Source organism: Streptomyces sp. NBC_00572 (assembly GCF_026341815.1).
Lineage (GTDB): Bacteria > Actinomycetota > Actinomycetes > Streptomycetales > Streptomycetaceae > Streptomyces.
The window spans coordinates 1,879,214-1,891,618 of record NZ_JAPENX010000001.1 but is presented as its reverse complement, the minus strand read 5'-3'; the positions used below and the strand labels follow the sequence as shown (position 1 = coordinate 1,891,618).

Annotated in this window: 11 protein-coding genes; 9 read left to right on the top strand and 2 right to left on the bottom strand. The window is 71.6% G+C overall.

What is annotated here, in order from left to right:
- Positions 1-44: 44 nt before the first annotated feature.
- Entirely contained in the window at positions 45-500 is a 456-nt protein-coding gene (locus tag OG514_RS08590) for a metallopeptidase family protein (RefSeq protein WP_266900791.1), read from the bottom strand.
- 299 nt (positions 501-799) lie between these two features.
- Here OG514_RS08590 and OG514_RS08585 point away from each other — a divergent pair, with 299 nt between their 5' ends.
- The 8 genes from OG514_RS08585 (at position 800) to OG514_RS08550 (ending at position 9,850) form a co-directional block, all read left to right on the top strand.
- A complete protein-coding gene (locus OG514_RS08585; RefSeq protein ID WP_079042180.1) occupies positions 800-1,234 on the top strand; it encodes a DUF3499 domain-containing protein in 435 nt (144 codons plus the stop codon).
- A gap of 101 nt (positions 1,235-1,335) precedes the next feature.
- A complete protein-coding gene (locus OG514_RS08580) occupies positions 1,336-2,700 on the top strand; it encodes a phosphomannomutase/phosphoglucomutase (RefSeq protein ID WP_266892516.1) in 1,365 nt (454 codons plus the stop codon).
- 94 nt (positions 2,701-2,794) lie between these two features.
- The gene (locus OG514_RS08575; RefSeq protein ID WP_073915537.1) at positions 2,795-2,974 is read left to right on the top strand and encodes a Trm112 family protein; all 180 of its coding nucleotides are present in this window, start codon (positions 2,795-2,797) and stop codon (positions 2,972-2,974) included.
- Between the two features lie 789 nt (positions 2,975-3,763).
- Positions 3,764-4,912: an SIS domain-containing protein gene (locus tag OG514_RS08570; protein ID WP_266892511.1), complete on the top strand. Its 1,149-nt coding sequence runs from the start codon at positions 3,764-3,766 to the stop codon at positions 4,910-4,912.
- Positions 4,913-5,138: 226 nt separating this feature from the next.
- Positions 5,139-6,290 (top strand): mannose-6-phosphate isomerase, class I, encoded by a 1,152-nt coding sequence (gene manA / locus OG514_RS08565; protein ID WP_266892509.1) that lies wholly within the window; start codon positions 5,139-5,141, stop codon positions 6,288-6,290.
- A gap of 66 nt (positions 6,291-6,356) precedes the next feature.
- Positions 6,357-7,322 carry a cation diffusion facilitator family transporter gene (locus tag OG514_RS08560; RefSeq protein WP_266892507.1) on the top strand — a complete coding sequence of 322 codons (966 nt, stop codon included), beginning with the start codon at positions 6,357-6,359 and terminating at the stop codon, positions 7,320-7,322.
- Positions 7,323-7,627: 305 nt separating this feature from the next.
- Complete coding sequence (gene ahcY, locus OG514_RS08555; RefSeq protein ID WP_266892505.1) at positions 7,628-9,082, top strand: adenosylhomocysteinase; 1,455 nt, start codon at positions 7,628-7,630, stop codon at positions 9,080-9,082.
- A gap of 153 nt (positions 9,083-9,235) precedes the next feature.
- Complete coding sequence (locus OG514_RS08550; RefSeq protein ID WP_266892503.1) at positions 9,236-9,850, top strand: hypothetical protein; 615 nt, start codon at positions 9,236-9,238, stop codon at positions 9,848-9,850.
- 3 nt (positions 9,851-9,853) lie between these two features.
- Here the strand turns inward: OG514_RS08550 and OG514_RS08545 are convergent, their stop codons facing one another.
- A complete protein-coding gene (locus OG514_RS08545) occupies positions 9,854-10,780 on the bottom strand; it encodes an RDD family protein (RefSeq protein ID WP_266892501.1) in 927 nt (308 codons plus the stop codon).
- Between the two features lie 119 nt (positions 10,781-10,899).
- Here OG514_RS08545 and OG514_RS08540 point away from each other — a divergent pair, with 119 nt between their 5' ends.
- Entirely contained in the window at positions 10,900-11,907 is a 1,008-nt protein-coding gene (locus OG514_RS08540; protein ID WP_266892499.1) for a stage II sporulation protein M, read from the top strand.
- Positions 11,908-12,405 lie beyond the last annotated feature (498 nt).

Genomic DNA, 12,405 nt, shown 5'->3' with positions numbered 1-12,405 from the left:
GAAGGAATCGATCCCCCACACGAGGGATTCGGTCCTCCGGGGAGTCAGTCCTGCCCGTACCGGGGATCGACCGACTCGGGCGACAGCCCCAGCAGCTCCGCGACCTGCTCCACGACCACCTCGTGGACCAGGAGCGCCCGCTCGTCCCGGTTCTTCGAACGGATCTCGACGGGCCGCCGGTAGACGATCACCCGGGCCGGTTCGTTCTTCTCGGCGGGCGCCGAACCACCCAGCGGCACCGTCTCGCCCGACACCGGCGGCGGCACCTCCATCACCATGAACTCGACGTCGGCGAGCTGCGGCCAGCGCCGCTCCAGGCGCTCCACCGAGTCGAGGACGAGATCGCGGAAGGTGTCGGCCCGGCTCGTGGAGAGGGGTACCTGCGGCGGGGCGACCGGTCCGCGCATCCCGCGGCCGTGCCGGTCGCGGCGGCGCACCCGAGGCTCCGCCGGAGGCTCCGTGGAGTTCTGCGGGGGGCTCGGCGGCACAGGACTGTCCATCACTGACGCAGCGTAACCCTCATCGGTGTCCGCGCACCGTGGCGCATCCTCGCCACCTTCCCGGGTGACCCGGCCCCGCCACCACGCCCCATGTCGAAACCTGAACATTCCGGCCAACCACCCGCCCGATTCCGGGGCCCCTCGCGATCGGCCATCCGGCCGTGGATGACCGGATCCGTACCCCGGACTGTCCGGATCGACTCCCGGCGCCACCCCCTTGTGCCCCCTCCCCCGCAGGTCAGACCGGCCGCCACTCGAAGGGGGGTGGCGGAGGTCACAGCACGACACGGTGGAGTGACCTGAGGGAGAGTCGTCGCGGCCCGCTCAAGAGTGCGGTACCGTCCAACGTCGTGAGCCCTGTACGTCGCTGTTCGCGCACTGCGTGCGGCCGCCCTGCCGTCGCGACACTGACGTACGTCTATGCCGACTCGACTGCGGTCCTCGGCCCGCTCGCCACCTACGCCGAGCCCCACTGCTACGACCTGTGCGCCCAGCACAGCGAGCGCCTGACCGCCCCACGGGGGTGGGAGGTCGTGCGGCTGACCGACGGTTCCGCCCCGCCCCGCCCCAGTGGCGACGACCTCGAAGCCCTGGCCAACGCGGTTCGGGAGGCGGCCCGCCCCCAGGAACGCGCGGCCGAGGCCGGCGGCAAGGGCGGCGGAGGCCGCGGCGGCGACCCCATGGAGGTCGGACGCCGTGGGCACCTGAGAGTGTTGCGCTCCCCCGACAACTGAGCGCAACCGGCCACCATCCGCGTACCCCCTCCCCGCTCCGGGTAGTTTTGGCGTCCTACACGCGCCGCACACGCGTGCCGAGAACTCAGGAGGGTGGATCCGTGACTGCCGATCTGTCGCAGATCGTGAAGGCGTACGACGTCCGCGGAGTGGTACCCGACCAGTGGGACGAGACGCTCGCCGAACTCTTCGGCGCCGCCTTCGTACGAGTGACGGACGCCGACGCGATCGTCGTCGGCCATGACATGCGTCCCTCGTCACCCGGTCTCTCGGACGCCTTCGCGCGCGGCGCGGCCCGCCTCGGCGCCGACGTCACCCTGATCGGGCTCTGCTCCACCGACCAGCTGTACTTCGCTTCCGGCAGCTTCGATCTGCCCGGCGCGATGTTCACCGCCTCGCACAACCCGGCCCAGTACAACGGCATCAAGATGTGCCGCGCGGGCGCGGCCCCGGTGGGCCAGGACACCGGCCTGGCCGAGATCCGCGAACTCGCGGAACGCTGGTCGGAGACCGGCGCGCCGGAGGCCGCCCCGACCCCGGGCACGATCACGCACCGGGACACCCTCACGGACTACGCGACCTACCTGAAGTCGCTGGTGGACCTGAGGACGATCCGCCCCCTCAAGGTCGTCGTGGACGCGGGCAACGGCATGGGCGGCCACACGGTCCCCACCGTCTTCGCGGGCCTGCCGCTGGACACCGTCCCGATGTACTTCGAGCTGGACGGCACGTTCCCGAACCACGAGGCCAACCCGCTCGACCCGAAGAACATCGTCGACCTCCAGGCCCGCGTCCTGGCCGAAGGCGCCGACCTGGGCCTGGCCTTCGACGGGGACGCCGACCGCTGCTTCGTCGTCGACGAGCGCGGCGAGCCCGTCTCGCCCTCCGCGATCACCGCCCTCGTCGCCGCGCGCGAGCTCGCGAAGACCCCCGGCGGAACGATCATCCACAACCTGATCACCTCGTGGTCGGTGCCGGAGGTCGTCCGCGAGAACGGCGGCGAGCCGGTCCGTACACGCGTCGGCCACTCCTTCATCAAGGAGGAGATGGCGAAGACCGGCGCGATCTTCGGCGGCGAGCACTCGGCGCACTACTACTTCAAGGACTTCTGGAACGCGGACACCGGCATGCTGGCCGCGCTCCACGTCCTGGCGGCCCTGGGCGGCCAGGACGGCCCCCTGTCCGGCCTGGTCGCGGCCTACGACCGCTACGCCTCCTCGGGTGAGATCAACTCGACGGTCGCGGACCAGGCGGCGAGCGCGGCCAAGGTCAGGGCGACGTACGAGGGCGAGGGCGTCACCCTCGACGACCTCGACGGCCTCACGGTCACGGCCGCCGACTGGTGGTTCAACCTCCGCGCCTCCAACACGGAGCCGCTGCTGCGCCTCAACGTCGAGGCCCGCGACGAGGCGACCATGACCAAGATCCGCGACGAGGTCCTGGCCCTGGTCCGAGCGACCGCCTGACCCGTCGACCGCAGACCGCCGGGGAACGGGGCACCCCCCGTCCCCCGGCGGTAGGCTGACCTGGCCCGAAACCGCTTGTTCGAAGGGACACCCCATGCCGCTCGAAGCCGGCCTCCTGGAGATCCTGGCCTGCCCCGCGTGCCACGCTCCACTGAACGACCGCACGGCGGACGAGACCCCCGAACTCATCTGCACGAGCCCCGACTGCGGCCTCGCCTACCCGGTCCGCGACAACATCCCGGTCCTCCTGACAGACGAAGCCCGCCGCCCGTAACCCGGGCCGGAGGCAGCGGCCACCGAAAGGCGACAGCCCGCCCGAGCAACGTCACCACGACGAAAGCAGGACAGGGTCACACCAAGGCCCGATCCCGGCCCACGCAGGCCCCGGCCCCAACCCACCGGGCACCCCAACGCCCCACCGGGCAACCTCCCCCGGGAGGGTCGGGCAGCGGCCTTCGTCCGCGGAGGGTGGGGCAGCGGCCTTGGTCTCCGGAGGGTGGGGCAGCAGCTTCGTCCGCGGAGGGTGGGGCGGCGGGCGGTCCTAGTTTCCGGAGGTGGGGCGGCAGCCTTCGTCCGCGGAGGTCGGGCAGCGGTCCTAGTCCCCGGAGGGCTGGCCGGCAGCCTTCCTCACCCGGACTGGGCCGCCGGGCAGCAGCCTTCCTCTCCGGGGAGAGCCGGCCGGCGGTCTCCTCCCCCAGGGAGGGTCGGCCGGCGACCTTCACTCTCCCCCGGAGGGTCCGCCGCCAACGGCGAGCACCCCCCACGGGAAGCCCGCACCTCTGCCCTCCCAGTTGCACGGGTGGTGCGGGTGGGAAGCGAAAAGCCCGGCCGAAGGCCGGGCACCCCCAGGCCACCGCACCCGCACCACCGCGAGCCCGCACCACAGGTCCCGCACCAAGAGGCCCCGCACCACCGCGAGCCCGCACCAAGAGGTCCCGCACCCAAGAGGCCCCGCACCCCAAAACACCCGCACCATAGAAGGTGCCCCCACCAACAGGCACCGCCCCCCAAGCCCCCCCGCAAGGGGACCCGCGACGACGACGCGACCGGAGGCACCCGCCCCATGCTCGACGAGACCCTCCTCGACGCCCCGGACGACCTCGCCCTGGCCGACCGCCGCGGCCTCCTCCGCGGCGCCGCCGAAGCCGGCGCCCGGGTGAGGACGGCAGCCCGCCACGCCGCCGAGGCCGGCATCGCGGACCTCCACCCCGAGGGCCGCCCCCGCGCGGTCCTGGTCGCGGGCCCGGGCACCGCCGCCGCGGCCGTCGCCGACCTGATCGGCGCCCTGGCAGGAGCCTCCGCCCCCGTCGTACGCCTCCAGCCGACCGGCGTCGCCCCCGCCGCCGGCGCCCTGCGCTGGGCGCTGCCCGGTTGGGCGGGCTCCGTGGACCTCCTCCTGCTGCCGACGACGGACGGCTCCGAACCGGGCCTGGCGCTCCTCGCCGAGCAGGCGTACCGCCGCGGCATCACCGTCGTCGCCGTCGCCCCGAAGGCCTCCCCGCTGGCCGAGACCGTCAGCGGCTCCCGCGGCCTGTTCGTGCCGATGGCCATCGCCCCGAACGAGGCCCCGAACGAGTACGCCGAGAACATCGCGGCGAGCCCCGGCACCCTCTGGGCCCTGTTCACCCCGCTGCTCATGCTGCTCGACCGGGTCGGTCTCCTGGAGGCGTCGCAGGAGGCCCTGGAGAAGGTCGCCGACCGCCTGGACCGTACGGCCGAGCGCTGCGGCCCGGCCATCGCCACGTACAGCAACCCGGCGAAGACGCTCGCCGCCGAGCTCGCGGACTCGCTTCCGCTGATCTGGACGGAGGGCGCCGCGGCGGGCCCGGCGGGCCGTCGTTTCGCCGCGGTCCTCGCCGAGCTCGCGGGGCTGCCGGCCCTGGCCGCCGAACTCCCGGAGGCGCTGCCGGCCCACGGCGTCCTGCTTGCGGGCGACTACGCGGCGGGTGCCGACCCCGACGACTTCTTCCGGGACCGGGTCGACGAGCCGCAGGCGCTCCGCGCCCGGGTCGTCCTGCTGAGGGACCGCCCGGCGGACGGCCTGACCGCCGCACACGCGGCCCGCGAACTGGCGCTGAGTCACGAGACGGCCGTCAGCGAGCTGGAGCCGGAGGAGGGTGATGACCTGGAGACCCTGGCGGAACTGCTCGCGGTGACCGACTTCGCCGCGGTCTACCTCTCCCTGACCACTCCGGGCCGTACGGCGGTCTGACGCGGCGAAGGCACCCGCCCGGGACCGCCCTACACCCGCAATCCCGCCCACGACCTCGCCCACCATCCGGCCCGTCACCCCGCCCACGACCTCGCCCACCATCCGGCCCGTCACCCCGCCCACCACCCCGTCCACCACCCGGTAACCCACCCGTCACCCGCCCCCTGTCATCTGTCTTCCGACACCCCTCACCATCCGTCACGACCTTGAGGAGCTGGCAGGCACCATGGACCGCCTCGTCAACACCGTTCGCCCCTACGCCTGGGGATCCACGACGGCCATCCCGGAGCTGCTCGGCATCGCCCCGACCGGCGAGCCCCAGGCCGAGATGTGGATGGGCGCCCACCCCGGCGCGCCCTCCCGCACCGAGCGCGGCTCGCTGAACGAGCTGATCGACGCCGATCCCGTACGCGAGCTGGGGGAGCGTTCCGCGGCGAAGTTCGGACCGCGTCTGCCGTTCCTGCTGAAGGTGCTCGCCGCCGGCGCCCCGCTCTCCCTCCAGGCCCACCCCGACCTGGCCGAGGCGCAGGAGGGGTACGCGGCCGAGGAGGCCGCCGGCATCCCGATCGACGCCCCGCACCGCACGTACAAGGACGCCAACCACAAGCCCGAGATGATCTGCGCGCTCACCCCCTTCGAGGGGCTGTGCGGTTTCCGCGCCCCCGCCGAGGCCGCCGACGTCATCGCCGGGCTCGGTGTCGACTCGCTGAAGCCGTACGTCGACCTGCTGTACGCCCACCCCGAAGAGGCCGCGCTCCGCGAGGTCATGACGGCGCTGCTGACCGCCGACCCGGAGGAGATGGCGCACACCGTCGCGGAGGCGGCCGCGGCCGCCGATCGCCTCGGCGGTGCCCACGCCCCGTACGCGACTCTCGCCCACCACTTCCCGGGCGACCCCGGCGTCATCGCCGCGATGCTCCTCAACCCGGTCCGGCTCCAGCCCGGCGAGGCCCTCTACCTGGGCGCGGGCGTCCCGCACGCCTACCTCGGCGGCCTCGGCGTCGAGATCATGGCCAACTCCGACAACGTGCTGCGCTGCGGACTCACCCCCAAGCACGTCGACGTCCCCGAACTCCTGCGCGTGGTCCGCTTCGAGCCGGCCGACCCGGCCGTCCTGCGCCCCGAGGCCTCCCCGACGGGGGAGGAGGTCTACGACACCCCGATCGACGAGTTCCGTCTGTCCCGTTTCGTACGGCCGGAGGGCGCCGCCCCGACCGACCTGACCAGCCCCACCCCGCAGATCCTGCTCGCGGTCGCGGGCCGCCCGAAGGCGGGCGAAGTCACCCTCGCCCCCGGCGAATCCGTCTTCGTGCCCGCGGGCGAGAGCACCGCACTCTCCGGTACGGGGACGGTCTTCCGCGCCACCGTCGTGGCCTGATGCGACAATGACCGGCCGAACCGCGGCGACAGTGCCGGTGCATCGACGAAGGGACCACGTACACCCATGAGTGCGTCAGGCGGAACCAAGGCGATCGTGGCGGCACTCGCCGCCAACCTCGCGATCGCCGTAGCCAAGTTCGTGGCGTTCCTCTTCAGTGGTTCGTCGTCGATGCTCGCGGAGAGCGTCCACTCGCTCGCCGACTCCGGCAACCAGGGCCTGCTGCTCCTCGGCGGCAAGAAGGCCCAGCGCGAGGCGACGCCGCAGCACCCCTTCGGCTACGGCCGCGAGCGCTACATCTACGCGTTCCTCGTCTCCATCGTGCTCTTCTCCGTCGGTGGCATGTTCGCCATCTACGAGGGCTACGAGAAGATCAAGCACCCGCACCCGATCGAGGCCTGGTACTGGCCGGTCGGCGTGCTCGTCTTCGCGATCATCGCCGAGTCCTTCTCCTTCCGCACCGCCATCAAGGAGTCGAACCTGATCCGCGGCGGCCTCACCTGGACGCAGTTCGTCCGCCGCGCCAAGGCCCCCGAACTCCCCGTCGTCCTCCTGGAGGACCTCGGCGCGCTCGTCGGCCTCTTCCTCGCGCTCGGCGGCGTCGGCCTCGCCCTGCTGACCGACGACGGCGTCTGGGACGGCATCGGCACCCTCTGCATCGGCATCCTGCTCATCGTCATCGCGATCGTCCTCGCCGCCGAGACCAAGTCGCTGCTGCTCGGCGAGTCCGCCGGCACCGACGAGGTCAAGAAGATCGAGGCCGCGGTCGTCGACGGCGAGACCGTCACCCGCCTCATCCACATGCGTACGCTCCACCTCGGTCCGGAGGAGCTCCTCGTCGCCGCCAAGATCGCCGTCCAGCACGACGACTCGGCCGCCGACGTCGCGAACGCGATCAACGCCGCCGAGGACCGCATCCGCGCCGCCGTCCCGATCGCCCGGGTCATCTACCTGGAGCCCGACGTCTACAGCGAGACGGCAGCGTCGGCCGGCACGAATCCGGCCAAGACCCCGGGCGGCAGCGACCACTGACCCCGCCCCACAAGACCCCCGGAACCCCACGGTTCCGGGGGTTTCGCGCATCTGTACGGGTCGTCGGCGGCGCCCCGCGGCCCGATGCGGACTGTGGCCCGCCGCGCTGTCCGGTGTAGATTCGTGACCAGCCAGACGTCGCTGCTGATGGCGGTCGGGCGGTCCTCGCGGACCGGCCGAGGGAGAGAGGGCCTCCGACGACGGCATCGTGGAAAACCCCGGGCATTCCTGTGCCCAGGGAGCCTCCGTGGTGCCCGGCGCCCCAACCGACCCTCGCACTCGAACACACGAGGAGCAGCCCAGTCATGACGACTGCCGCCCACCAGGACTTCAAGGTCGCCGACCTCTCCCTGGCCGTCTTCGGCCGCAAGGAGATCACCCTCGCCGAGCACGAGATGCCCGGCCTGATGTCGATCCGCCGCGAGTACGCCGAGCAGCAGCCGCTCGCCGGCGCCCGCGTCACCGGCTCCCTGCACATGACCGTGCAGACCGCTGTCCTCATCGAGACCCTCGTGGCCCTCGGCGCCGAGGTCCGCTGGGCCTCCTGCAACATCTTCTCCACCCAGGACCACGCCGCCGCGGCCATCGCCGTCGGCCCGAACGGCACCCCGGAGAACCCGCAGGGTGTTCCGGTCTTCGCCTGGAAGGGCGAGACCCTGGAGGAGTACTGGTGGTGCACCGAGCAGGCCCTCACCTGGCCGAACACGCCCACCGGCGGCCCGAACATGATCCTCGACGACGGTGGTGACGCCACCCTCCTCGTCCACAAGGGCGTCGAGTTCGAGAAGGCCGGCTCCGCGCCGGACCCGGCCACCGCGGACAGCGAGGAGTACGGCCACATCCTCCGTCTCCTCAACCGCACCCTCGGCGAGAACCCGCAGAAGTGGACCCAGCTGGCGTCCGAGATCCGCGGCGTGACCGAGGAGACCACCACCGGCGTCCACCGCCTGTACGAGATGCAGCAGGCCGGCGACCTCCTCTTCCCGGCGATCAACGTGAACGACGCCGTGACGAAGTCGAAGTTCGACAACAAGTACGGCTGCCGCCACTCCCTCATCGACGGCATCAACCGCGCCACCGACGTCCTCATCGGCGGCAAGACCGCGGTCGTCTTCGGCTACGGCGACGTCGGCAAGGGCTGCGCCGAGTCCCTCCGCGGCCAGGGCGCCCGCGTCATCGTCACCGAGATCGACCCGATCTGCGCGCTCCAGGCGGCGATGGACGGCTACCAGGTCGCGACCCTGGACGACGTCGTCGAGACGGCCGACATCTTCATCACCACGACCGGCAACAAGGACATCATCATGGCCACGGACATGGCCAAGATGAAGCACCAGGCCATCGTCGGCAACATCGGCCACTTCGACAACGAGATCGACATGGCCGGTCTCGCCAAGATCGAGGGCATCGTCAAGGACGAGGTCAAGCCGCAGGTCCACACCTGGAAGTTCCCCGACGGCAAGGTCCTCATCGTCCTGTCCGAGGGCCGCCTGCTCAACCTGGGCAACGCGACCGGCCACCCCTCCTTCGTCATGTCGAACTCGTTCGCGGACCAGACCCTGGCCCAGATCGAGCTCTTCACGAAGCCGCAGGAGTACCCGACCGACGTCTACGTCCTGCCGAAGCACCTGGACGAGAAGGTCGCCCGCCTCCACCTGGCCGCGCTCGGCGTCAAGCTGACGACCCTCCGCCCCGAGCAGGCCGCGTACATCGGCGTCGACGTCGAGGGCCCGTTCAAGCCGGACCACTACCGCTACTGATGCCCCGACCGGCGGCGCCCGCGCGCTGACGCGACGCCGTCCCGGACACCCGTAGAGGATTCAGGCAGGCCCCCCGCACCCCCGTGCCGGGGGGCCTGCCCCGTCTCGCCCCCGCTACCGCTCCCGGAAGCCCCCCTCCCGAGGACCCGCCTCATGCCCCGCGGCCGCTATTCGCTCCATGACCCGCACGACCACACCCCCCTCGGTGAAGAGCACTTCCACTGCGCACCCGGCCCCTCCGGCTGGCGCTACGTCTCGCAGATCACCACCCCCTCCGGCGACCACCGAGGCTCTGTCGACCTGGCCGTCGACGAACTCGGCCGCCCCATCCGCCTCGAACTCCACGCCGCCGGCTGGCAGATCCGCGGCGCGGCCATCGACGGTGTCACCTGGGTCCGCACGGACCCCACCGGAACCCACGCCACCGAAGGCAATGTGCGCGCCCACGCCTTCACCGGCACCTCCCCGGCGTTCCTCGTCGCGCTCACGCGACTCCTGCGTCTCACCCCCGATTCCCCCGAGACCCGTGTCCGGCTCGTCGCCTTCACGGACCCGGTGCTCGCCCCCCTCACGGTCGACCAGTCCTGGGCCCTGCTGAAAAGTGAAGCGCACGCCACTGACAACGGCCCCCTGATGGTGGACGAGTACCAGGTCAGCGCCCTGGACACGGGCGAACGGCACACCGTCCACATCGCCGGAGACGTGGTCCTCGCGGCCCCCGGCATCGAACTCGAAGCCCTGGAAACCCCGCCGTCGGTCTTCCCCTGACGATCAGGCGGGCGGAGCGAACCCGGTAGCGGGCGGCCGCGTCTCCCCGCCCCCGGCCGCAGGCGGCGCAACGGGAGAAGCAACCGCCGGCGGAACGACAACCGCCGCCGCTGACGGCGGAACGACGAACGGCGCCGGCGCGGACATCCCCCCGGCTCCGCCGGCGGCGCCCGCCCGCACGGAAGAACCGAACGCCCTCCGGGCGTCCCGCGCCTGCCGCTCGGCCACCACCCCCGCCAGAAACGCGTCGGCCGGCACCCCCGGCGGCGGAGGCGTCCCCGTCCGCGTCACCAGCTCGTCGGCGAGCCGCTCCGCGAGCCGCCGCCCCACGGCCGGGTCCAGGTCACGCGCCCGCGTGAGGTACTGCCGTATCTCCAGCCACAGCGCCTCGGGCACCGCCGAGAGATCGAGCCCGGAGAACCGCCCCACCAGCCACGGCGGCGGCGGGGGCACGGCCAGAACCCGCGCCGCGGGTATCCGCTCCCGCACCACCAGCGTCCCCGCGAAGACGTCCCCGACCCGCCGCCCCCGCTCCGACACCAGCGACGCGGTACAGGCGACGACCCCGAAGGTCATCAGGATCTCCACGACCCCCATCGCCCCCCGCACGAGCGCGTGCCGGAACCGAATCGGCCCGCCGTCGTCCCGCACCACACGCAGCCCACAGGCCATCTTCCCCAGCGACCGCCCGTGCGACAGCGTCTCCACCGCGATGGGCGCCCCCACCAGGATCAGCAGGAAGGAGGCGATGGACACCGCCATCACCGCCGCCTCGTCGAGCGAGGCGGTCGCGACCGCCAGCCCGATCGAGATCAGCAGATACGCGGCCACCACCACCGTCAGGTCGATGAGCACCGCCAGCGCACGACTCGGCAGCCGCGCGGGCTGCAACCCCAGTACGACGGCATCCCCGGTCACCAAGCCACTCACGGCACCCACCCTTCTCCGCCCTTCCCGACCCCTCCGAACGCCAGTCTGCCAAGCTGACCCGCAGCGCGCCGCAGCAGTACGGACCCGTCCGCAGCAGATGCCTGGAGCAGCAGCCGATCATGGACCTCGACGTCTACGTCACCGCCCACCGCGCCGAGTGGGAACGCCTCGACCACCTCCTGCGCCGGGGCGGCAAGCTCACCGGCGCCGAGGCCGACGAACTCGTGTCCCTGTACCAGCGCACGGCCACCCATCTCTCGATCGTGCAGTCGAGCGCCCCGGACCCGATGCTCACGGCCCGGCTCACCCAGCTCGTGGCCCGCGCCCGCGCCGCCGTCACCGGCACCCGCCGCTCCTCCTGGCGCGACGCGGCCCGCTTCCTCACCGCGGGATTCCCGGCGGCCGTCTACCGCTCCCGCCACTGGTGGATCCCCACCGCCGTCCTCTCCACCCTGCTCGCCGTCCTCATCGGCTGGTGGATCGGTACGCACCCGGAGGTCCAGGCCTCGATCGGCGCTCCCACGGACCTTCGCGAGATGACCCGCCCCGGCGGCCAGTACGAGACGTACTACTCCAGCCACCCGGCGGCCTCCTTCGCCGCCCAGGTCTGGACGAACAACGCCAAGGCCGCCGCCATGTGCCTGGTCCTGGGCGCGTTCCTGGGCATCCCGGTGCTCTGGATCCTCTTCATGAACATGCTGAACGTGGGCGTCGGCATCGGCCTGATGGCCTCGGCCGGCCGCCTCGACGTCTTCCTGGGCCTGATCCTTCCCCACGGCCTGCTCGAACTGACCGCCGTCTTCGTGGCCGCCGGCACGGGCCTCCGCCTCGGCTGGACCGTCATCGACCCGGGCCCGACCACCCGCCGCGCCGCCCTCGCGGAACGCGGCCGGGCCGCCGTCGGCATGGCGATCGGCCTGGCCCTGGTCCTCTTCGTGTCGGGCCTGATCGAAGGCTTCGTCACCCCCTCCGGCCTGCCCACCTGGGCCCGCATCACCATCGGCATCGCCGCTGAGCTGGCCTTCCTCGTCTACGTCTACGTCCTCGGCGGCCGCGCCTCCCGAGCCGGCCACCAGGGTGACCTCGAAGAGCCCGACCGCAGCGCGGAGCTCCCGACCGCTGCCTGATGTGCGTACGACCCCGCTGACCTGCTAGTGTCCTCCGGTGCCCACAAAAGCCATTGACATGGCGGACGTGGGGAGGTAGATTCAAACGGTTGCCTGGAACTGGACAGTTCGGCAGCAATCAAGTAGAGTCTCACTCACTCCGGTCGGGAATTCGATTCCACGGAGTCACCCCGATTCTTATTCGAATCACGAAAGCCACCGATTAGGTCGGCCCAAATGATTCTGGTAAAGTCGGAAACGCCGAAAGGCCCCCGGAGTGAAAACAAAAGGGACCGGAAAGCACCGAGGAAATCGGATCGGAAAGATCTGATAGAGTCGGAAACGCAAGAACGAAGGGAAGCCCGGAGGAAAGCCCGAGAGGGTGAGTACAAAGGAAGCGTCCGTTCCTTGAGAACTCAACAGCGTGCCAAAAATCAACGCCAGATTAGTTGATACCCCGTCCATCTTCGGATGGCGAGGTTCCTTTGAAAGTCCTGCCGGCCCTTGTGGCGGGTAGGC